Below are 21,438 nucleotides of genomic sequence, written 5' to 3'. Positions count from 1 at the left end.
TTTAAGCGGCCGCGAGGGCGGCGTCGACCTCGGCCCGCCAGGGCAGCGACGGTTGGGCGCCGGCGCGGGCGACGGCCAGGGCGCCGGCGGTGCAGGCGAAGCGCAGGGCTTCGGCCGGCGACTGGCCCTCGAGCAGGGCGACGGTCAGGGCGGCGACGAAGCAGTCACCGGCCCCGGTGGTGTCGACGACGGCGACCGGCGGCGGGGTGGCGGCGGCGATCTCCACCCCATCCTTGAACAGCTTGGCGCCGGCGCCGCCGAGGGTGACGGCGACCAAGCCCGGGGATTGGTGCAGGCCCTCGCCGTAGAAGGCGGCTTCGGTCTCGTTGACGATCAGCAGGTCAGCGCGGTCGAGCAGGGTCTGGGGCACGATCGCGGCAGGCGCGAGGTTAACGGCGACGAAGCCGGTGGCGCGTTCGGCGGCGGCGGCGACCGTGGCGACCGGCAGCTCCAGCTGCATGACCAGGGCGCCTTCCAGGGTGTTGGGCAGATCGCCCGGCAGGACGCCGGCGTTGGCGCCGGGGGCGACGATGATCTGGTTCTCGCCCTCGGCGGAGACGGCGATCAGGGCGACGCCGCTGGCAAGGTCAGGCTTGGTCGTCACGCCCCAGAGGTCGACCCCGTCGCGGCGCAGCAGACCCAGCGCCTCGTCGGCCATGCCGTCCTTGCCGGTGGCCCCGATCATCTGCACGGCCGCGCCGAGACGGCGGGCGGCCAGGGCCTGGTTGGCGCCCTTGCCGCCGGGGTGACGCGCGAGCGTAGCGCCGGTCACCGTCTCGCCGGGGGCCGGCAGGGTGGCGGCGCTGGCCACGAAATCCAGGTTGATCGAGCCGACGACCGTCAGGGAGACGTTCATGCCAGCCGCTCCGTGATCAGGTCGAAGACCCCCTGCCCGTTCGCCGTCGTCACCCACAGGTGGGGCGAGGCGCCGGCGTCACGGAACTCGACGGCCGTGTGGCCCAGGGTCAGGGGAGAGCCGGTCTCGACGGCGATCTCGCAAGGAACCACCTCGAACAGCTCCGGGGCGATCAGCCAGGCGATCGGACAGGGATCGTGCAGCGGGGCGTCGAGGCCGCGAACGATCTCATGCTCGATCTTGCGCGAGAAGCGGAGCAGCGAGGCGGCGGCATCGGCGCGGGGATTGGCCAGGGCCTCGATGGCGGCGATGCGCTCTTCCGTGGCCCGCACCTGGTGCGTGGCGTCGAGGCCGTGGACGATGACCTGGGCCCCACTGGCGAAGACCACGTGGGCGGCGTGCGGGTCGGCGAAGATGTTGTATTCGGCCGAGGCGGTGATGTTGCCGCCCTCCAGCCGAGCTCCGCCCATGACCACGACCCGGCGGACGCGGTCGATGATGGCCGGCTCCATGACCATAGCCATTGCCAGGTTGGTGAAGGGGCCGGTGACGACCACATCGACCGTGCCGGCCTCACGCTCCAGCAGGGTGCGGGTGATGAAGTCGACCGCGTGCGGCCCCGGCTCGTCGGCGACCGCCGGCAGGGCCATGTCGCCCAGGCCCGATTCGCCGTGGAAGTGGCCGGCCTCGACGGGCACGCGGACCATGGGCCGCTGACAGCCGGCCAGGACCGGCACATCGTCGCGGCCGGCGATCTGGCGAATGATGCGGGCGTTGCGGGCGGTCAGGGCGGCGGCAACGTTGCCGGCCACGGCGGTGACGCCCAGGATGTTCAGCTCGGGGCTGGCGAAGGCGAGCAGCAGGGCGACGCCGTCGTCCACCCCCGGATCGCAGTCGATGATCAGAGTAGAGTGTGACACCTGCCCATTGTCGGCCGGACCGGGGTCCGGCCGCAAGAAAGTCTTTGCTGGTCGCTCTTCCTGATCGGCCGGGCGAGGCCCGGCCGGGAAACGCTCCGCTAGATGACCCCGACTTCGCGCAGCTGGTCGAGGAACCGGCGGGTGTTGCTGTAGTTCTTGGCCGTCAGACCCTGGGTTTCGTAGTCGGCGAACACCGAATCGGGCACCACCACACCCTCTTCGACCCGCTCGATGCGACCCGACTTGATCAGGCGCTGCACATGGCGGCGGGCGGTCTCGTAGGAGATGCCGAGCTCGCGGGCCACGACATAGACGCTGACCGGACGGCGGACGTCGTTGGGCGGGATGTCGTTGCTGGCCTGGAAGCGGCCGTCGGGCGCGTTCAGGTGGCGGGTGTTGGCGTCGGTGATGGCCAGCAGGATCAGGCCGTCCAGAATGTCGCCGCCGCCGAAGGACTTCACGAGCGAGAGCCCCTGCAGGAACCAGCGCGAGCCCAGCCGCGCCACGATGCGCTTCTGGTCGATGGACGGTTCATCGTTCACAGCCGACGGAAGGTCGGCGGTCTTGAGTGCGGATTGAGGCATGGTGTGCGTCCCCCCGGAGCGCGCAGTTCTGGGTGAGTGGGCGAATAAGCTACTCCCGAGTAATCCTGCACCAATGTGGGCACATCTCAAGAGGCAAACCGACCCAAATCGAGGATTGGACAAGTTGTCACAAGGCAGGAGATGATCAGGCCTTCCTCGGGGTCGGACGTCACAGGTCTCAATGAACAAGTTTCGCTTCGCGCCAGCGCTGCTGGCCTCCCTCCTGCTGGCCGCGCCGGTCCAGGGCCAAACCCAATCGGCCGAGGGCTACCGGATGCCGCCCGCCCCGATCGCCCAGATCATCGACGCCGAACCGACACCGGTCATCGTGCCCTCGCGCGACCGCAAGCTGATCGCCCTGATCGGCCGCGAGAACCTGCCGTCCATCGCGGCGGTGTCGGAGCCGATCCTTCGGCTGGCCGGCACACGGGTGAATCCGCGCACCAACGGTCCGACCGAGGCCCGAACCACCTATCTGCGCTCGCTCAGCTTCATCACGGTCAGCGGCGGCGGCGAGGTGAAAGCCAGGCTGCCTGATGGCATACGATCGCTCAGCCTCGCCTGGTCGCCGGACGGCCGCTGGCTGGCGATGATGGCCGAGGCCAGGGACGGCCTCGAGTTGTGGGTGGTCAATGCCCGGACCGGCGACGCGCGCCGGGTCAGCGACGTGAAACTGAACGCCGCCTTCGGAGCCGCCTACGCCTGGTTGCCGGACAGCTCCGGCTTCCTGGCCCGCATCGTGCCGCCCGGCCGGGGCCCCGCTCCGGTTGCGCCGGCCGCCCCCACAGGGCCTCTGGTGCAGGAGAGCAAGGGCCGCGCCGCGCCCGTCCGCACGGCCCAGGACCTGCTGGCCTCGCCGCACGACGAGGCCCTGTTCGACCACTATTTCACCAGCCAGCTGGTCCGCATCGATCTGGTCGGCGGCACGGTGAAGCCGGTCGGCAAGCCCGGCCTCTACAGCGGCGCCCAGGTCTCGCCGGACGGCCGCTACATCCTGACCACCCGGGTCAAGCGGCCCTACAGCTACATCGTGCCCTCGGGCCGCTTCCCGACCGAGATCGCCGTCATCGACTGGAGCGGCGCGGTGGTGAAATTGATCGCCGACCGGCCGCTGGCTGACGATCTGCCGCCGCCGTTCGACGCCGTGGTGACCGGTCCGCGCAGCGTCGGCTGGCGCGATGACGCGCCAGCCACGCTCTACTGGGTCGAGGCCCAGGACGGCGGCGATCCGCGAACCAAGGTCGCCGTCCACGACCGCGTCTTCATGCAGGCCGCGCCGTTCACCGCCGCCCCGACCACCCTGGTTGACCTGGCCGAACGCTTCGCCGGCGTCGACTGGGGCCGGCGTGACCTGGCCGTCGTCCACAGCCAGTGGTTCGACACCCGCCACGAAACGCGGCTGGCGGTGAACCCCGCCAATCCGGGGACGCCCCGCGTGCTGGTCAGCCGCAACTACCAGGGCCGCTATGACGATCCCGGCGATGTCCTGATGACCGCCTTGCCCAACGGCCGCCAGGTGATCCGCTTCACCCCCGATGGCCGGAGCATGTTCATGAGCGGCCCGGGCGAGACGCCGGAGGGCGGCTTCCCCTTCCTGTCGGCGATGTCTCTGGAGGACGGCAAGTCGACCCGGCTGTGGACCTCCAGCGCCAGCCACTATGAGCAGGTGATTGACCTGATCGACGATACCCGCCTGGTCATGCTGACCCGACGCGAGAGCCGCACCGAGAACCCCAACTTCTTCCTGCGCTCGGTCAAGGACGGCAAGCTGGCCCAGCTGACCCGCATCCCCGATCCCGCCCCGCAGTTCGCCGGGGTGACCAAGCAGGAGGTCAAGTACAAGCGGGCCGACGGGGTGCAGCTGTCGGGCACCCTCTATCTGCCGGCCGGCTACGACAAGGACCGCGACGGGCCGCTGCCAATGCTGATGTGGGCCTATCCGGCCGAGTTCACCGACGCCGGGGTGGCGGGCCAGACGGTCGACCGTTCCAACCGCTTCACCCGGCCGGGCGGCATAAGCCACCTGTTCCTGCTGACCCAGGGCTACGCCATCTTCGACAACCCCTCGATGCCCATCGTCGGCGTCAACGGGGCCCAGCCAAACGACACCTATATCGAACAGCTGACCGCCGACGCGGAAGCCGCGGTTAAGGCGGTGGTCGACATGGGCGTGGCCGACCGCGACCGCATCGCCATCGGCGGCCACAGCTACGGGGCCTTCATGACCGCCAACCTGCTGGCCCACACCGACCTGTTCCGGACCGGCATCGCCCGCTCCGGCGCCTACAACCGCACCCTGACGCCCTTCGGCTTTCAGTCCGAGCAGCGCACCTACTGGGAGGCGACCGAGACCTACACGAAGATGAGCCCCTTCACCTACGCCACGAAGATCAACGAGCCGATCCTGCTGATCCACGGCGGGGCGGACGACAACAGCGGCACCTTCCCGGTTCAGACCGAGCGCTTCTTCGCGGCGCTCAAGGGGGCCGGGGCGACGGCGCGTTATGTAGTGCTGCCCAACGAAGCCCATTCCTACCGGGCCCGGGAATCGACCCTGCATACCCTGTGGGAGATGACCGACTGGATGGACCGCCATGTGAAGAAGGCGCCTCCCCGCAAAAGGGAGGGTTAGGACTTGCGGCGGCAGGTCGAACAGGCAACGTTTACCCCCTGACCCGCTAGGAATTGCCGCATGCTCAAGTCCCTCGCCGTCCGCGTGCTGATTGCCCTGGTGCTGGGGCTGCTGGTCGGCGCCGCGCTGCAGGTCTGGGCGCCCAAGTCCATTCAGGAAGGGATGAGCATCGTCGAGGCGCTGGGCTCGCTGTGGCTCAACGCCCTGCGGATGACCATCGTGCCGCTGGTCTTCACCCTGCTGGTGCTGGGCATCGCCTCGGTGGCCGATGCGGCCGCCACAGGCAAGCTGGCGGCCCGGGCGATCGTGCTGTTCGGTGTCTTCCTGGCGGTGTTCGCCACCTACAGCGTGCTGATGACCCAGGGCTGGCTGGCCCTGTGGCCGATAGACGAGACGGCCGGCGCCGCCCTGAGGGCCAGTGCTCATGCGCCGGACGCCGCAGCCGCCAAGGCCTCGACCATCGCCGACTTCCTCAAGGGCCTCGCTCCGGCCAACGCCCTGAAGGCCGCGGTCGAGGACGCCATCCTGCCGCTGGTGGTGTTCGGCGTCTTCTTCGGCTTCGGGGCCAGCCGGCTGCCGGACGACCTCAAGCAGCCGCTGCTGACGGTGTTCAAGGCCATCGCCGAGACCATGCTGACGGTGGTGCGCTGGGTGCTGTGGGCGGCGCCGGTCGGGGTGTTCGCCCTCAGCTTGAGCGTCGGCCTGCGCACGGGCGTCGCCAGCGCCGCCACCCTGTTGCAGTACATCGTCATCGTCTCGACCATCACCGCCTCCATCACGGTCATCATGTTCATCGTCGTGGCCCTGAGCCGGGCGGCGAAATTCGGCGAGTTCCTGCGGGCCTCCGGGCCGGTGCTGGCGGTCGCCTTTTCGACCCAGTCCTCGCTGGCCAGCCTGCCGCTGATGATCGAGCGGACGCGGGACAACCTCTTCGTTCCCGACCGCATCACCGGCCTGGTGCTGCCGCTGGCGGTGGCCGTGTTCCGCGCCACCAGCCCGGTGGCGAACCTGGCCGCCGCCCTGTTCGTCGCCCACCTCTATGGCGTCGAGCCGGGCCTGCCGCAGATCCTGGCGGCCATCCTGGTGTCCTTCGCCGTGGCCGTCGGTTCGGTCGGGCTGCCGGGCCAGATCAGCTTCTTCGCCAGTGTGGCCCCGATCTGCATCGCGCTGGGGGCGCCGATCGACCTGCTGCCGATCCTGCTGGCCGTCGAGGTGGTGCCGGACATCTTCCGCACGCTGGGCAATGTCACCGCCGACATGGGGGTGACGACCATGCTGGCGAAGGGCGAGCGGGAAATGCCCAACACTGTCATCCCGGACAGCCCGCAGGGCTGAGCCGGGACCCAGGGGCCGCCAGCACAAGAGGTTGACGCAGCCAGATCACGCACCCCTGGGTCCCGGCTCTTCGCTACGCTACGGCCGGGATGACGGAGATTATGAGGGGAACTGAGGCGCCGCGACGCTGTCGTTCTTCTGGGCAGCCTTGGCGCGTTTGAAGCCATCACGCTCGCGCAGCCGGTCCCAATAGGCAGCGACGGCAGGCGGGAAGCCGCTGTCGATCTTCAGGCTGCGGGCCAGCAGCAGGGCGTAGCCGACCGAGATGTCGGCGGCGGTGAAGCGGCCGGCGCAGAGCCAGTCGCGGCCATCGGCCAGGGCCCGGTCGAGACCCTTGAGGCGGGCGAAGAACCAGCGTTCGTAGTCGTCGGCGGCGGCCTCGGCCCGGCCGGGCTCGAAGGTGCGGTAGCGCAGCACCAGGGTCTGGGGGAAGGTCAGGGTCGCCTCCCCGAAATGCAGCCAGTTGAGCCAGGCGCCGTAGGAGGCCTCACCGGGCTGGACCGACAGGGGCGTAGGGCCTTCGCGGGTGGCCAGGTACTGGGCGATGGCCGCCGACTCGCTCATCCGGGTGTCGCCATCGACCAGGAAGGGGATGGTTCCGAGCGGATTGACCTGCAGGTATTCCGGCTGACGCATGCGCGGCGGGAAGGGCAGCAGCTTCAGCTCATAGGGAAGACCCAGTTCCTCCAGGGCCCAGAGGGCGCGGAAGGAGCGGGCGTCGGCGCAGTGCCACAGCTGGATCATCAGAGCGCTCCCAGGCCCCCGACCGGGGCGCTGTTGAAGCGGATATTGTCGCGCTCGATCCCCTGTTGCACCACCGACAATCCGCCCGAGCGGATCATCCATTCGAGGCGGTGGTCGCGGTACTGCCGCTTGAACAGGCCAGCCTCGACGATCTGGGCGACGCCGGCCATGGCGGCGGCCATTTCACGGGCCTGGCCGATGGCGGTGGCCACGGACGGGCGGGCGGCGGCGCGGGCGAACCACTCCGACAGCTTGCCGGTCGGGGGGAAGCCGAATCCGATGGCGCCGGCGACGAAGGGCGCGACGCAGAGGTCGCCCCAGCCGAAGGCCTCGCCGTTGAACCAGGGGCGGTCGCCGAGCTGGGCTTCCAGCCAGGCGTGGAGTTGCGCCAGCTCCTCGCCGGCCTTCGCCTGCATGGCGACGGCCTGGTCGCCGGTGGCGCGCTTGAAGTTGGCGATCTCCGACAAGCCCCAGGTGATGGCTTCGTAGTGGGTATCGACCAGATCCTCGATCATCCGCACGCGGGCGCGGTCGGCGGGGCTGGCGGGCAGCAGCGGGGGGCTCGGGAAGCGGTCCTCGATGAACTCCAGGATGATGGTGGAATCGAAGATGGCCTGACCCTCGACGTAGAGCACAGGCACCTCGCCGCGCGGATTGGCGCGGGCGAACTCCGGCGACACCTGGCCCGAGCCGATGGCGCCGGGAATCCTGGCCTCGAACGGCACGCCTTTTTCGCTGAGGGCGATCTTGACCTTCTGGGCGTAGGGCGAGAGCGGGTGCTCGAGGAGCTCGACAGTCGGGTGGGTCATGGCGGCGTTTCCCTGTGTTTCCGGGACGCTCGCGTGGTTTCCCTCGGGGGCGTCAACAGGCGCTATCAAAGCGGGACCATTATAGCACGGCAGGGGGCGCCAACGATCCATCCCGGGAATCCGGGGCATTCCGACAGAAGGCCCGGAATCGTTGGGGATTAGGTAGCGATAGGCGGCGTGAATGTAGGCGCCGGCGTTGACCGGGCGTAGGCGCCGGCGCGGGGAATGTTGGTGGCCCAGGCCTACGTCGAGCCAACAGTCGCGTCGCGGCCGGATCGGGCTCCATCGAGGCCGAATAATTTTGCCCGGAGTTTATTTCGCGCGGCTCAGTGCAGCTTCAACCGACCCGAAACCCGTTCCTGCAGCAGTCGCGCCAGGGCCAAGACCACGGTCTTGGTCGTGCCCAGGATGGCGCGGTGGTGGGCCAGGTGGAGGCTCATGTAGATCCACTTGGCGATCAGGCCCTCGATGAAGAAGTTGGGGCCGCCAAGCCCGCCCATCAGCGAGCCGACGCCCCGGCTTTCGCCGAGCGACACCAGGGAGCCGAAGTCGCGGTACTGGAAGGGAACCTCGTGGCGGCGCTCGGCCAGGCGGGCGGTCAGGACCTTGGCCAGGTAGTCGGCCTGCTGGTGGGCGGCGGCGGCGCGGGCCGGGATGGTGCGGCCTTCCGTCCAGGGGGCGGCGGCGCAGTCGCCCATGGCCCAGATGTCGGGGGCGGAGGTTTCGAGCCGGTCGTTGGCGACGAACTGGTTGAGGCGGTTGGTTTCCAGGCCGAGCGTGGCGTTGCTCTCGGCCGCCTTGACCCCGGCGGCCCAGACGATGATCGAGGCGGGGATGTCGCCCTTGCTGGTGACGACCAGGTCCTCGTCGATGCGGCTGACCTTGGCGCCGGTCAGGACCTTCACCCCTTTGCGTTCGAGGGCGGTCTGGGCCTGGGCCCCGATGCGCTCGGGCAGTTGGCCCAGGATGCGCTCGGCCGCTTCCAGGATGGTGATGTCCAGGCGGAAGCGCTGGTCCTTGGCCAGACCGCCCAAGAACTCGTTGTGGGCCTCGATCAGCTCGGCCGACAGCTCGACGCCGGTGGCGCCGCCGCCGACGATGGCGATGGCCAGGGACTTGTCGGTCGCGAAGCTGGCGCGGGTGAAGGCGGTCAGCAGGCGGGTGTGGAAGCGCATCGCGTCGGCGGTGTTTTCGAGCAGGTGGGCCTGGTCGGCGCCGGCCGTGCCGAAGAGGTTGGCGCCGGCCCCGATGGCCAGGACCAGATGGGTGAAGGTGATGCTGCGTTCCGGCGCCAGTTCCCTGCCCTGCCCGTCGGTCATGGCGCCGAGGGTCAGACGGCGGGCGGTAGGGTCGAGGGCGGCAAGCTCGCCCAGCGTGAAGCTGAAATGATTGCGGCGGGCGAGGATGGGGTAGCTCAGCCCCTCCTGGTGGGTGTCGAGCGTGCCCGCCGCGACCTCGTGCAGGGTCGGCTTCCAGATGTGGAAGACGGTGCGGTCGATGAGCAGGACCTTCTCGGCGCCCCGCCGTCGGCCAAGCTTACGGCCCAGCTGGGCGGCGAGTTCGAGCCCGCCGGCGCCGCCGCCGACGATGACGATGTCGTAGTGCATGCGGCTATCCCCTTCCGCTGACGGCTGGGGTTTAGGCCTGTTGGGCGTGTGGGGGAAGGCGCCTGTCGCCCCTCCCCGCTATCGTCATCCTAGGCACAAGGCCTAGGATGACGGTAGCAAATGCGGAAACGGCGGGAGAGGCCTACGCCGCCTTCTTCCGCTTCACCCGACCCTCGTCGAGGAACTCCCGGATCAGGGGCGCGCTGAGGCTGGCCTTGCTGACCAGGAACAGGTGGCCGCCATCCTTGATGACCTCCAGCCGGGCGTCGGGGATCAGGCTGGCCAGGAACTTGCCGTTGACCAGGGGGACGATCTTGTCGGCGTCGCCCATCATCACCAGGGTCGGGGCCTTCACGAACGGCAGGAAGGGCACGCTGGTCCAGCCGCCCATGGCGATCAGCTGGTAGAGATAGCCGGTGCGGCTGGGCGGTTCGATACGGCCGATGTGACCGTCGGCGCCGTCCATTTCGCCGCCGTAGAGGGTCTGGAAATTGCGGCGCATGAACTCGGGGTCCACGTAGCGCTTGGGGTCGGCCATCTTGCTGAGGGCCTTGATGTCGCCCGGCACCATGATGACGCCGGCCGAGGTCGCGGCCAGGACCAGGCGGCCGGTGCGCTTGGGATGCTGGAAGGCGAACTGTTGAGCGAGCCCCCCGCCCCAGCTGACGCCCATGACATCGACCACCCCATAGCCAAGCTGGTCGAGCAGCCGGGCCGCCGTCCAGGCCATGGTCCAGGGCCGATAGGGGGTAACGGGCTTGGGCGAGCCGCCGATGCCGGGCATGTCGAAGGTGATCAGGTCGCGGTCGGGGAACCAGTCGGCCAGCGGGGCCATCAGTTCGATATTGGCCCCGATGCCGTTGAAGAACAGCAGGGGGACGCCGTGCGACGTCTTCGGCCCTTGAGCCTTCCAGACCGCGACCCGCAGGGTGCGGCCGCCCGCCCGCAGCATGGAGAACTCGGGGGCGTTGGCGGCTTTGGCGGATCGGGTCATGGAGAGTCTTTCAGCTATTCAAACGCGTAGAGGCCGGGCGCGGGGTCCTGAGCCTTGTACTTCCTGGAGCCCAGGGATTTGGGCGCCGCTTTCTTGTCGCCGGAGCGGGCGGTCAGCCATTCGGTCCAGAACGGCCACCAGCTGCCGGCCTTTTCCTCGGCCTGGCCGTTCATCCAGGCGTCGATCGACGAGCCCGGGCGCTCGGCGCTGTGGAAGTATTTGGCCTTCGGGTTTCCCGGCGGGTTGAGCAGGGCCTGGATGTGGCCGGCCTGCGAGAGGACGAAATCAACATTCGGCGAGCCGATCAGTTGCGTCAGGCGGTAGCAGGCCTTCCACGGGGTGATGTGGTCGGTGACGCCGGCGACGACAAAGACGTCGTTCTTGACGGCCGACAGATCGACCTTGTGGCCGGCCAGCTCGACGGCGCCGTGGTTGCGGAACGGCTGGTGCTCATAGACCGACAGGTAGTCGGAATGGAGCGTCGCGGTCAGGTTGGTGCTGTCGTTATTCCAGAACAGCACGTCGAACGGCGGCGGATCGTCGCCGTGCAGGTAGTTGTTGATGACGTAGTTCCAGACCAGATCGTTCGGCCGCAGCCAGGCGAAGGTCCGCGACAGGCTCGAGCCCTCGAGGATGCCCTTCTTGGCCGAGCGTTGGCGGGCCATCTCGATGCCGTGTTTGGAAACGAGCGCCCCGGCCTCGCTGTCGCCGGCGTCCGGATCGAGGACGCAGACCATCAGGGAAACGGCGCCGATGCGCTCATCGCCCTTCGATTGCAGCTTGCTCAGCAGGGTGGCGGTGGTGATGCCGCCCGAGCAGGCGCCGGAGACGTTGATCTTCTTCGACCCCGTGATCTGGGTGACGACGTCGGTGGCCTCGATCAGGCTGTCGACATAGTCACAAAGGCCCCAGTGGGCGTGTTCCCTGGTCGGGTTGCGCCAGCTGACCAGGAACACCTGGATGCCTTGCGAGGTCAGGTAGCGGACCATCGACTTGTCCGGCGACAGGTCGTTGACATAGGCCTTGTTGATCTGCGGCGGGATGATCATCAGCGGGATCTCGCTGACCGTCTCGGTGGTCGGCTGATACTGGATCAGCTCCATCATCTCGGTGCGGTGGACGACAGCGCCGGGGCCGGTGGCCAGGTTCTCGCCGACCTTGAAGGGGCGTTTGTCGACCTGGCTGACGATGCCGTCGTTCTTGGTCATGTCGTCGTAGGCGTTCTTCAGCCCCTTGAGCAGGGAGCCGCCGCCGGTGTCGTAGGCGCGCTTGATGGCCGAGGGGTTGCCGACCAGGGTGTTGGACGGCGACAGGCTGTCGAGGATCATGCCGGTGACGAAGTTTGCGCGGGCGCGTTCAAGCTCGTCGAACTCGACATCGTCGATCCAGCCGGCGACGCCCTTCTGGACCGCCAGATAGTACTGCATGCCGGCCTTGTAGAGCGGGTTGTAGCGCCAGGCCGGGTCTGCGAAACGCTTGTCCTTCGCAGCGGCCTCGAGCTCGGACTTGCCGGTCAGGATCTTGACCACCTCGCCGTTGAACTTGGCGACATGCTTGAGGGTCTTCACCGGCCGGCCGGCGGTTTCGCGCAACAGCACGCCGACGGCGCCGATCAGGTCTTCACGCGCCACGCCGACGATCGGGTTCAGGCCCCCGGCGTTGTCGGTGGCGCCGCCGGTATCAAGACGGATTCCGGGCTTGGTCATGGTTGCTTCCTCCCCGCGCGCCAGATCGTTCTCGCCCGGCGTCCTCGTTCGGACATATGCTGGACCACGGGTCGGCCAAGTCAACGGGGGAGCAGGATTGCGGTGAGGACAAAGGATCGCATCCTCGAAGCGTCTCGGGAGCTCTTCAACGAGGAGGGCGTCGGGCCGCTGTCGGCGGTCGACATCGCCTCGGCCCTGAACATGAGCGCCGGCCACCTCTACTACCACTTCAAGGGCAAGCCCCAGATCCTGGCCGAGCTGATGGCCCTGCATGCGGCCGAAATCGAGATGGTGCTGGAGGCCATGCGGGAGGCCGTCGCCGCCAGGCCGGACATCGAAACCCTGTGGACGCATGTTCACATCCTGGTCGAGGAGGCCTGGGACGCCCGCTTCTTCTGGCGCGAACCCGCTTTGGCGCTCGGCAACGAGGCGGCGGCGGCGGCGGCGCGGCGGGTGATGGCGGGCCTGGTTTCGGGGCTGGGGGACGCCTTGAAACGCCTCCACGAGAAGGGGGCGATCAGGGCCAAGGCGGAGGCGCGGGACGGTCTGTCGGGCCAGCTGGCGACCGGCATCCTGTTCCATGCCATCGCCCTGGAACTTGGGGGTGACACTGGGCCGCCGCGAGAGCGCGTGGCTCGGGCGGCGGCCCAGGTCATGCTTCCGGCGGCTACGCTCGCGACCTGATCCCGTGGGGGGAGGGGGAGTGGGAAGGGCCGCTATCGCCGGAAGGGTGCTCAGGCGGCTTCGTCAGCGGCCTTCGCGGGGGTCTTCTTCGAAGCCTTCTCGGCCTTGAGGGCCGCGACTTCGCCGGTCAGGGCTTCGACCTGGGTGGTCAGGGCCTGAACCGCCTCGCCGAGGGCGGCGAGGTTGTAGGGGGCGAAGGTTTCGGTCAGCGACTTGCGGACCTTGCCGATACGCTCTTCCAGGGCCGCGCGGCGGTCCTTGGATTGCTTGGTCAGGTCGCCGACCAGGGAGACGACCTTCTTGCCGGCCGGAGCCTTGGCGATGCGGTCGCGGACTTCGTCCTCGATGACTTCACCCTTGGCGACCAGTTGGTCGAACGCTTCGGTGGCGCCATGGGCCAGCTTCTCGGCGCTGTCCTTGGCTTCGGTGAAGGCGCGGCCGTAGGCGCCGACGCCGGCGAGCCAGATCTTGCGGGCGATGTCGAGATCGGCGCCGGTTTCGGCGGCGGGCTTCTTGTCGGTCTTGGTCTTCTTGGCGGCGGCCATGGGAGGCTCCTTGGTATGTCGTGACGCCGGGGGAGCGGCGAATGGCCTCACGATCTAGAGGAGACGTCTAGAAAGATCATTCTAGTCCGACGCGGAACTGGGTTATGGTTACAGCCGGGGGTGTCTGGAGGCCGCAACGGAACCTGCGGTGGACCAAAACGCCCGGTATGGGGAAACGCCGAGCACTTCGCATGGACGGGACAGACGACAACAGACCCCAGGGCGACGACAAGCTCGGTCGGCTGACCAAGCGCGAGCGTGAGATTCTGTGGCTGGTCGACCAGCACCTGAGCAGCAAGGAGATCGGCCGGCGCCTGGGCCTCTCCAACCACACCGTCTCGAACCATGTTCGCAACGCCCTTGAGCGGCTGGGCATGGATGACCGGTTCGCCGCCGCGCGGCTGCTGAGAACCGCCGAAGATGGCATGACACACGGCGTGTCAGGCATGACGGGCGTCATGGCGAACGACGCCGACGCCGACGCAACCTTGGCTCCAGAACACGGAGCCGACCATGACACCCGCCAACGACCACCAGGCCAGTATCGCGACGCCGGGCCTCAGCCAGGCGCTGTGGATGAAGCAGGAAGTGGATCGGTTCGAGGCCTCCTTCCAGAAGGCCCCGCAGAGCGGAACGCCCCTGCCCGTCTGGACCTGGGAGCAGCTGGAACGGCAGCTCGTCAGCCTGTCGTCGGGCCCGGCGATGGCCGCCGCGACGCCCGAACTGATTTCCGCGGTCCGCAAGCAGAGCCGCTGGCTGCCGCCCGAGATGGTGCTGCGGGAGATCCTCTGCGCGGCCTTCGCGGTGATGGATGGGGACTTCGCGCCGCCGGGGTCGGAGGACAGCTCAATTCTCTAGGGCCGATCCAACGGCTCGGACTCATCGTCCTGATCATGGTGATCGCGGCGATGACCTTCGGCGGCGCCCTTTCGGGATTGGTCGCCCTGCAACAACTGATCCGCCCCTGACGTGATCCGGGCGGGTCGCCCGGACTTCACAGCAACGCCCCGGACGGGGGGCGTATCAGGAGGGGACTATGCTGCATCAACGACGCACCGCCGCCGAGGCCGTGGCCACCAAACTCTTTGAAGCCGAAGACGCGCTCGACATCGCCCTGGCGGCGGTGGCCGGCCTGGCCATGACCATGCCGTCGGCCCGCAAGGAAGCCAATCTCTCGGTGATGTACGCCCAGGACGCTTTCGAAGGCGCCACCGAGACCCTGGCCCATCTGACCCGCGCCCGCCGCACCATCATCGACACCCACAAGGCGTTGGCGGTCGCGCGTGATCAGCTGGGACTGCGCACGCACATGGGGCCGGGAAACGACAAGCCCGAGACCGACCCGCTGCCGACGGGTGTCCACCTGCGCGAGGTAAAAGCCGCCTGACAGATCGCCTGATCGGCGCCAGAAAGGGGCTCCACACGTTGGGGTCCCTTTTTCGTGTCACTGCCGCTCTGGTTCATTTTCAACTTCAGCGTCACCTTCCTGGTCACCGGACTGGCCATGTGGAAGGGCGGTCGGCCGGAGCGGTTCGCCGGCCTGTTCATCCTCGTCACCACCATCGCCACATTCCTGCTGCCTGACCGGCGCTGGGCCGATGTCCAGTTCTCGGTGCTCTGGCTGGATAGCTTCCAGTTCGTCGTCTACGTGATCCTCGCCCTGACCGCGGACCGTTGGTGGCCGCTGTTCGCGGCCGCCGTGCAGGGCCTGAGCGTCCTGCTTCACCTCGCCTTCTGGGCGCAGATGAAGATCACCAGCTACGTCTACATGACGGGCTTGAACATCGTCGGCCACCTCCTGCTGATTTCCCTGCTGTGCGGGACGATCGCCTACATGCTGCGAGAAAAGCGGCTGACCCGGACGACCGCCTGAACCCGCCCTTCAGCCCCGGTTCAGGGCGCCGGCGCCACATTACAAAAAAGATCAATGACCCGGCGGTTGTTTCGGAGAACCCTGCGCCCACATCGGCGTTGAGTTCCCCGCAGGGACACGGGCGCAAACAGGAGACGGATCGTGGCGCGTAAACGCCCCAAGGGAGTGCTGGAACTGGGCTGGGCCTGCGTCGAGAGCGGGCTTGCGGGGCGCTTCGAGCATGTGCCGACCCACGAGCTCTATGAGGAGAGCGTGGTCAAGCGCATCAGCATGCCCTGCGGCGGCGACCACGGCTGGACCCTGTCGGCCCTGACCACCCCGCGCGACAAGCCCGCTCCCTGGAAGATCGTCGTCGTCACCGGCGCGCCCAGCTGGGCCGAATACTGGGCGCCGGTGCTGGCCGCCCTGCCCAAGGACCGCGAGATGACCGTCGTCGACCGGCCCGGCTACGCCGGCAGCGAGCCGGTGGAATACGTCGGCGACATCCGTGTCCAGGCCGAGGCCCTGATGCCCCTGCTGCAGGTGGCGCCCGGCCAGAAGCTGCTGCTGGTCGGCCAGTCCTACGGCGCCGCCATCTCCAGCCTGATGGCCGCCAGCCGGCCCAAGGGGCTGGCCGGGCTGGTGCTGCTGAGCGGCTACCTCGGTGATCCGGGGCCGACGGCCCGCATGCTGGTCAAGGTCGGGCAGTTGCTGCTGCGCTTCCTCCCCGTTCCGCGCGACCTGCGCAACGCCGTGCTGGAAGTCGCCGGCCAGCCGGGCCAGCTGATCCACATGCGCCAGGCGCTGGAACGGATCGGCGTGCCGATCCATCTGATCCACGGCGATCTGGACGACTTCGCGCCGATCGAGACGGCCGAGAACCTGGTCAAGGAAGTTCGCACGCTGCGGCCGATGCGGTTCCGCCGCGTACCGGGCGCCAACCACTTCCTGAACGACGGGCCGGCCGACGCCCTGATCGCCGAACTGGAAGCCTGCCTGCCGCAACAGCGGCCGGTGCTGGCAACACTGGGCGAACGGCTGAGCGACGCCGTGGATGCCGCCCGCTTCCTGTGGGCCGACCTGTTCGCCCCCCGGAAGACGGCCACCGCCTGACTCCGCGCTGGCGGCCGGCAACTCGGGCCGCTAGCTTCCCGGCGGGGGAGTCATGTCCGACAGCGTTCAAGGTCCGAAGTTTCGCGTCTTTGCGGCTCTGCGCCGGTTCGGGCGGGTCCTGCTGCGCTACAGCCTGCCGGGCATTGTGTTCGTGGTAGTCTCACACGTCGGACTGTTTTTCTCTGCCTTCCTGGTGCTGGCCTCGACCTACTGGGACTATGTGATCAACTCAGAAGGCAAGGCGCCGCCGGACGCGTTGGTCGTCTCGCTGTGGTTCGGCGCCCTGGTCCTGGCCACTTCCACCGCTCCCCCGCTGGCCGCTCATGCCGCCGACTGCGAACAGGAGGGCCGCCCTGCCCGCTTTGGCGATGCCTGGTCGGTTCTATGGCGCCAGACGCCGCTGACGATGGTCGTCCAGGTCATCCAGACCGTGATGGTCGGGCTGGGCATAATCTTGCTGGTCATTCCCGGGATCATCGCCTCGGTGGTGGTCAGCCTGGCGGTACCGGCCCGGGTGGTCGAGGGCGTCAACCCGCTCAAGGCCATTTCCCGGAGTGTCGATCTGACCGAAGGGGTCCGGTGGCGACTGTTCGGCTACCAGTTGCTTACCGGCGCCCTGGTTCCCTTGCTGTTAGCCTTGGGGGTCTACGCCTTGAGCATGGGCGGCCCGGCCATTGATATGCTGAACACCGGTGAGAACGGCGATTCACCTCTCTACATCGTGGTGAGCGTCGCGCTGGCCGTGGCGCTGATCGCATTCATCGGCTTGGTCGCCTTTGTCAGCGGCCTGGGGCCGGCGGTCGCCTATGCGGAAATCCGCGCGAGCAGTAGCGCCCGCGCGGTCTCCGACGTCTTCGACTGATTACTCCGCCGCCACCAGCCTGGGGCTGGAGACCATGCTTTCCAGGCGGCCGCGGATCAGGTCTTCGGCTTCGCTGATGATGCGGTCGACCAGTTCCTTGCAGGTCGGGATGTCGTCGATCAGGCCCTGGATCATGCCGGCCGACCAGATGCCGCCGTCGGTGTCGCCGTTGGCCAGGGCGTCACGGCCACGGGTGCCGGCGACCAGGTGCTGGACGTCCTCGAACTTGGCGCCGCCGGCCCGTTCGATCTGGACCACTTCCTGGCTGACAGCGTTGCGCATGACGCGGGCGGTGTTGTGCAGGGTGCGGAAGATCAGGTCGGTCTGGCGCTCGTCATTGGCCACCATCTGCAGCTTGAAGCTCTCCGGGATCGGCGCCTCCTTGGTCACGCAGAAGCGGGTGCCCATGTTGATGCCGTCGGCGCCCAGCGCCAGGGCCGCGACCAGGCCGCGCGCATCGCCGAAGCCGCCGGAGGCCAGCATCGGGATCTTCACCTTGTTGGCCGCCGCCGGGATCAGCACCAGGCCGGGGATGTCGTCCTCACCGGGGTGACCGGCGCATTCGAAGCCGTCGATGGAGATGGCGTCGACGCCCATCCGCTCGGCCGACAGGGCGTGGCGGACGGCGGTGCATTTGTGGATGACCTTGATGCCGTGCTGCTTGAAGTGGTCGACGTGCTCCTGCGGCTTGTAGCCGGCGGTCTCGACCATGGTGATGCCGCTCTCGATGATGGCGGCGCGGTACTCGGCGTAAGGCGGCGGCTTGATGGCCGGCAGGATGGTCAGGTTCACGCCGAACGGCTTGTCGGTCAGATCCTTGGTGCGCTGGATTTCCTTGGCCAGCTCTTCCGGCGTCGGCTGGGTCAGGGCGGTGATGAAGCCGAGCGCCCCGGCGTTGGCGACGGCGGCGACCAGCTCTGCCTTGCCGACCCACTGCATGCCGCCCTGGGCGATGGGGTGCTCGACGCCGAACAGCTCGGTAAAGCGGGTGCGAATGGCCATGGTGCGTCTCCCAAACGATAGTTCGGCGAATGCCAAACGTTTGTTGGGAGCAAGCTTAGCAGAACATCACGCGGCGTCAGGCAAGGGGCTAATTTACGCGCCCGTCAACCACCGTTCCGGGCGGCCTCGCGGGCCAGCAGGGCCTCCAGGCCCATGAGCAAGGGCGCGGCGGACGCGGCGTCCATGTCGCCGCTGAGCTTGCGGATGGCCTCGACGTGCACGGCGATGGGCGCCCGCTCCAGCCGGCCCGACTGGCGCTGGCGGTCAGTCAGATCGCAGAGGCTCCACGCCGCTTTGCCGAGCGCCGGCAGGTCCGGCGGGCAGACGTCGATGATGTTGGACGAGCCGCGGTAGACGCCCTCCAGCCAGGCCTCGCCGGGCGGCTGGGCGAAGGCGGCGTCGAGGGCCTCGAGGGCCTCCCTGAGGATGGCGCGGCCCTCCTCGCGCAGGCCGGCGGTCTCGGCCTCGGCCCCGCGCAGGGCGGCCAGGACGGTCCGGCCACCGCTTTCGCCAACCATCTTCGAGAGGTTGGAGACGCGGCGGATGATGGTGACGGCGCTCAAGCTTCGCCCTCCGAGGAACTTTCAGTCTCCGGCGGATTGATTGCATTTCCACGAAGACGGTCGGCGCGGCGTTCGGCCTGGCCCTCGGGCAGCGCTTCGTCCTTGAAGCGGCGGTCGGGACCGGCATAGTCGCCGGCGTCGACGAAGGGGCGCGGGTCGCGGGCCATCCACAGGATGCGCTCCAGCAGGATGCCGGCGGTGATCGGCCGGGTGATGATGAAGTTGGCGCCGCAGTCGCGGGCCTTGGTCACCTGCGAGGCGCGGGTGTGGCCGGAGATCATCAGGGTCGGGACGTAGGCGTTGGGCTCGAGGTTGGAGCGCCGCAGCCAGGAGACCATGTCGTAGCCGTCCGGCCCCGGCATGTCGCAGTCGACGATCAGCAGGTCGACCGGATGGGTCTTGAGGATTTCGACGGCCGCTTGGGCGTCGCTGCACAGGTGGCGGGTCTTGATGCCGAAGCCAAGCAGGATCTGGGTGGTCAGGCGCAGGGAGTAGTTGTTGTCATCGACGACCATGACGATGGCGCGCGACAGGTTGAAGATCGTCCCCATGGTCAGGCCGGTCTCGCCCGCCACCGGTGTCGTTGCTGCGCCTGGCAATGCCATTGATCTACCCGTCCCGGGGAGCAAACTGCCCAAGGCCGGTGACCGAAGGGTAAACGAGCGAACGCGCTCACCCGACTTGAGTGTAGAAATCACTGCCTTGAGGCGTCGCCGGCGAAAGCTACCCGGCCACGCACTGACCCTTGGAGGCCCTGAGGTCGGCTTCGGCCTTGGCCGCGGCGGCGGCGTCGGTGGCCGCCTTGGCGGTGGCCGGGGTGATGTCGAAGCCGCCGACGGAGACATATTTGCCGTAGTCTTTCATCAGGATGTCGACGCGGCCGCCCTTCGCCAGTTGTGTAATGATGCCGGCCCCCTTGCGGGCGTCGGCCAGCCCTCCGGCGCCCAGCATTTCAATGTCGGAAGAGCCCAGCAAGGCGCTGGCGTTCTCGTACTGAGAGGCGTCCATCGCGGGCGGCGCCTTGGTCTTCATGGCATCGACCGTCCAGACCGTGGCCAGCGACGGTCCAGCCTTGAGGACCAGGCGATGCTCGAAGGCGGGCGTCGCTTCGCCCGTCAATCCGGCCTTCATCACCGCGCTCATGTTGGTAAAGGCAGGTGCGGCGAGCAGCACCTTGCCCAAGGCCTCGCCATCGGGCCGCTTGCCGTATTCCAGGATCACGACACCCTTGGCCGGCTTGCTGACCCGACCCATGTCAACGTTGACCTCGTAGACGTCGGTCGACTTCCTTTCGGGAAAGGTGACCTGGTAGGTGTAGGTGGCGACCGTGTCGAACACCTTGCCGTCGGCGCGAGTATAGGCAACGTATTTGACGGCCCAGCCTGGCCCACTGCGGAACGCCTTGCATTCCTTGCTTTGGGCGGCGGCGGGCGCGGCGAGCGCCGCGCAGACAGCAGCGGCGGCGAGAGCGATGATCAGGCGCATAAACAGTCCCCCCTGAAGTTCGAGGGGATCATGGCCGGAGGATGGATGCAATGCGCCCCCGAAACGGGGGGTCTTCAGGCGTCCGCCGGCGCCTTGCGACCGATGGCGTAGTAGCGCTCGGCCCGCTGGGCCAGCAGCTGTTCGGGGCTGAGGTTCAGCAGCAGCTTCAGCTCGTCCTCGATCACATCGCCGACCAGACGGATGGCCTCGGCCGGGTCGCTGTGGGCGCCGCCCGGCGGCTCGTCGATGATGCGGTCGACCACGCCGGTCTTGATCAGGTCCTGGGCGGTGATGTGCATCTGGGTCGCCGCATCCTTGGCCCGGGCGCCGTCGCGCCAGAGGATGGAGGCCGCGCCCTCGGGGCTGATCACCGAATAGATGCCGTGTTCCATGATCAGCACCCGGTTGGCCGCCGCGATGCCGATGGCCCCGCCGCTCATGCCTTCGCCGGTGACGGTGGCGATCATCGGGGTCTTCAGGGTGAGGCAGCGCTCGGTTCCGCGGGCGATGGCTTCCGCCTGGCCGCGTTCCTCGGCCCCCAGGCCGGGATAGGCGCCGGCGGTATCGACGAAGCTGAGCACCGGCAGGTTGAACTGCTCGGCCATGTCCATCAGGCGCACGGCCTTGCGGTAGCCCTCGGGCCGGGCCATGCCGAAGTTATGTTTGAGGCGGGTGGTGGTGTCATGGCCCTTCTCCTGGCCGATGACGAGGACCGGCACGCCCCGGAAACGGCCGAGGCCGCCGAGAATGGCCTGGTCGTCGGCGAACTTGCGGTCGCCGCGCAGCTCGACGAACTCCTCGATCAGCCCGCTCAGGAAGTCGACGAAGTGGGGCCGCTGCGGATGACGCGCGACCTGGGTCTTCTGCCACGGATCGAGCTTGGAGTAGGCCTCGCGGCGCAGCTCGTCCAGTCGGCCGCGCAGGCTGTCGATCTCGGTCTCGAAGGAGCTGGCCCCGGCCGACTCGGAGAGCTTGGACAGCTCCTCGATCTTGCCTTCCAGTTCGGCGATCGGCCGTTCGAAGTCGAGATAATGGTGGACCATGGTTCGCCTAACGCACCCCTCGGGGAAAGGTGGCGAACCTAGTCGCAGTCCGCCCCGGATGGAACCCATATGCCACGATTCCGGCCCCGAGGATGGGTCGGG

Annotated in this window: 22 protein-coding genes and 2 pseudogenes; 9 read left to right on the top strand and 15 right to left on the bottom strand. The window is 68.1% G+C overall.

What is annotated here, in order from left to right; translation table 11 throughout:
- Position 1: 1 nt before the first annotated feature.
- The 3 genes from AC2YG9_RS20665 to AC2YG9_RS20655 form a co-directional block, all read right to left on the bottom strand.
- The gene (locus AC2YG9_RS20665; RefSeq protein ID WP_487299887.1) at positions 2-856 is read right to left on the bottom strand and encodes a ribokinase; all 855 of its coding nucleotides are present in this window, start codon (positions 854-856) and stop codon (positions 2-4) included.
- Positions 853-1,776 (bottom strand): nucleoside hydrolase, encoded by a 924-nt coding sequence (locus AC2YG9_RS20660; protein WP_487299886.1) that lies wholly within the window; start codon positions 1,774-1,776, stop codon positions 853-855. Before AC2YG9_RS20660 ends, AC2YG9_RS20665 begins: the two co-directional genes overlap by 4 nt.
- A 98-nt stretch (positions 1,777-1,874) precedes the next feature.
- The gene (locus AC2YG9_RS20655) at positions 1,875-2,360 is read right to left on the bottom strand and encodes an ArsR family transcriptional regulator (protein ID WP_487299885.1); all 486 of its coding nucleotides are present in this window, start codon (positions 2,358-2,360) and stop codon (positions 1,875-1,877) included.
- Positions 2,361-2,541: 181 nt separating this feature from the next.
- Between AC2YG9_RS20655 and AC2YG9_RS20650 the strand changes: the two genes are divergently transcribed.
- Positions 2,542-4,992: a S9 family peptidase gene (locus tag AC2YG9_RS20650; protein ID WP_487299884.1), complete on the top strand. Its 2,451-nt coding sequence runs from the start codon at positions 2,542-2,544 to the stop codon at positions 4,990-4,992.
- A gap of 60 nt (positions 4,993-5,052) precedes the next feature.
- Positions 5,053-6,327, top strand: a complete 1,275-nt coding sequence (locus AC2YG9_RS20645) for a dicarboxylate/amino acid:cation symporter (RefSeq protein ID WP_487299883.1) — start codon at positions 5,053-5,055, stop codon at positions 6,325-6,327.
- Here AC2YG9_RS20645 and AC2YG9_RS20640 read toward each other — a convergent pair.
- From AC2YG9_RS20640 to AC2YG9_RS20615, 6 genes and pseudogenes are all read right to left on the bottom strand, one after another.
- Positions 6,295-6,419 (bottom strand): annotated as a pseudogene (locus tag AC2YG9_RS20640) (hypothetical protein); the annotation flags it as partial. The gene AC2YG9_RS20645 and the pseudogene AC2YG9_RS20640 sit on opposite strands and share 33 nt — an antisense overlap.
- 7 nt (positions 6,420-6,426) lie before the next feature.
- Positions 6,427-7,071 carry a glutathione S-transferase family protein gene (locus tag AC2YG9_RS20635; protein WP_487299882.1) on the bottom strand — a complete coding sequence of 215 codons (645 nt, stop codon included), beginning with the start codon at positions 7,069-7,071 and terminating at the stop codon, positions 6,427-6,429.
- On the bottom strand, positions 7,071-7,880 hold the full coding sequence (locus tag AC2YG9_RS20630) for a glutathione S-transferase family protein (RefSeq protein WP_487299881.1): 810 nt from the start codon (positions 7,878-7,880) through the stop codon (positions 7,071-7,073). The genes AC2YG9_RS20635 and AC2YG9_RS20630 overlap by 1 nt, the downstream gene beginning before the upstream one ends.
- Before the next feature lie 326 nt (positions 7,881-8,206).
- A complete protein-coding gene (locus AC2YG9_RS20625) occupies positions 8,207-9,487 on the bottom strand; it encodes an NAD(P)/FAD-dependent oxidoreductase (RefSeq protein ID WP_487299880.1) in 1,281 nt (426 codons plus the stop codon).
- Positions 9,488-9,629: 142 nt separating this feature from the next.
- Complete coding sequence (locus AC2YG9_RS20620) at positions 9,630-10,481, bottom strand: alpha/beta fold hydrolase (RefSeq protein ID WP_487299879.1); 852 nt, start codon at positions 10,479-10,481, stop codon at positions 9,630-9,632.
- A gap of 14 nt (positions 10,482-10,495) precedes the next feature.
- Entirely contained in the window at positions 10,496-12,187 is a 1,692-nt protein-coding gene (locus AC2YG9_RS20615) for an alpha/beta fold hydrolase (protein WP_487299878.1), read from the bottom strand.
- A 102-nt stretch (positions 12,188-12,289) separates the two neighbouring features.
- Between AC2YG9_RS20615 and AC2YG9_RS20610 the strand changes: the two genes are divergently transcribed.
- Positions 12,290-12,871, top strand: a complete 582-nt coding sequence (locus AC2YG9_RS20610) for a TetR/AcrR family transcriptional regulator (protein ID WP_487299877.1) — start codon at positions 12,290-12,292, stop codon at positions 12,869-12,871.
- A gap of 50 nt (positions 12,872-12,921) precedes the next feature.
- On the opposite strand, the gene AC2YG9_RS20605 is transcribed toward AC2YG9_RS20610, so the two are convergent.
- Positions 12,922-13,416, bottom strand: a complete 495-nt coding sequence (locus AC2YG9_RS20605) for a phasin family protein (RefSeq protein WP_487299876.1) — start codon at positions 13,414-13,416, stop codon at positions 12,922-12,924.
- Positions 13,417-13,520: 104 nt separating this feature from the next.
- Here AC2YG9_RS20605 and AC2YG9_RS20600 point away from each other — a divergent pair.
- The 6 genes and pseudogenes from AC2YG9_RS20600 to AC2YG9_RS20575 form a co-directional block, all read left to right on the top strand.
- Positions 13,521-13,808, top strand: a pseudogene (locus AC2YG9_RS20600) (response regulator transcription factor); the annotation flags it as partial.
- A 121-nt stretch (positions 13,809-13,929) separates the two neighbouring features.
- Positions 13,930-14,274: a hypothetical protein gene (locus AC2YG9_RS20595; RefSeq protein WP_487299955.1), complete on the top strand. Its 345-nt coding sequence runs from the start codon at positions 13,930-13,932 to the stop codon at positions 14,272-14,274.
- Between the two features lie 178 nt (positions 14,275-14,452).
- Positions 14,453-14,803, top strand: coding sequence for a hypothetical protein (locus AC2YG9_RS20590; RefSeq protein WP_487299875.1), 351 nt, complete (start codon positions 14,453-14,455; stop codon positions 14,801-14,803).
- A 54-nt stretch (positions 14,804-14,857) separates the two neighbouring features.
- Complete coding sequence (locus AC2YG9_RS20585) at positions 14,858-15,289, top strand: hypothetical protein (RefSeq protein WP_487299874.1); 432 nt, start codon at positions 14,858-14,860, stop codon at positions 15,287-15,289.
- Positions 15,290-15,430: 141 nt separating this feature from the next.
- A complete protein-coding gene (locus tag AC2YG9_RS20580; protein WP_487299873.1) occupies positions 15,431-16,381 on the top strand; it encodes an alpha/beta fold hydrolase in 951 nt (316 codons plus the stop codon).
- A 52-nt stretch (positions 16,382-16,433) separates the two neighbouring features.
- Complete coding sequence (locus tag AC2YG9_RS20575; protein WP_487299872.1) at positions 16,434-17,243, top strand: DUF7847 domain-containing protein; 810 nt, start codon at positions 16,434-16,436, stop codon at positions 17,241-17,243.
- On the opposite strand, the gene AC2YG9_RS20570 is transcribed toward AC2YG9_RS20575, so the two are convergent.
- The 5 genes from AC2YG9_RS20570 to AC2YG9_RS20550 form a co-directional block, all read right to left on the bottom strand.
- A complete protein-coding gene (locus AC2YG9_RS20570; protein ID WP_487299871.1) occupies positions 17,244-18,245 on the bottom strand; it encodes an NAD(P)H-dependent flavin oxidoreductase in 1,002 nt (333 codons plus the stop codon). It abuts the gene before it with no gap.
- A gap of 104 nt (positions 18,246-18,349) precedes the next feature.
- Entirely contained in the window at positions 18,350-18,808 is a 459-nt protein-coding gene (locus AC2YG9_RS20565; RefSeq protein ID WP_487299870.1) for a hypothetical protein, read from the bottom strand.
- The gene (locus tag AC2YG9_RS20560) at positions 18,805-19,413 is read right to left on the bottom strand and encodes a response regulator (protein WP_487299869.1); all 609 of its coding nucleotides are present in this window, start codon (positions 19,411-19,413) and stop codon (positions 18,805-18,807) included. Before AC2YG9_RS20560 ends, AC2YG9_RS20565 begins: the two co-directional genes overlap by 4 nt.
- Before the next feature lie 118 nt (positions 19,414-19,531).
- Positions 19,532-20,293 carry a hypothetical protein gene (locus AC2YG9_RS20555; protein WP_487299868.1) on the bottom strand — a complete coding sequence of 254 codons (762 nt, stop codon included), beginning with the start codon at positions 20,291-20,293 and terminating at the stop codon, positions 19,532-19,534.
- Positions 20,294-20,367: 74 nt separating this feature from the next.
- Entirely contained in the window at positions 20,368-21,336 is a 969-nt protein-coding gene (locus tag AC2YG9_RS20550; RefSeq protein WP_487299867.1) for an acetyl-CoA carboxylase carboxyltransferase subunit alpha, read from the bottom strand.
- Between the last annotated feature and the right edge of the window lie 102 nt (positions 21,337-21,438).

It is taken from the genome of Caulobacter sp. SRI_014 (assembly GCF_057586315.1).
The sequence above is the reverse complement of the archived record's forward strand: the minus strand, read 5'-3'. Positions and strand labels throughout refer to the sequence as shown.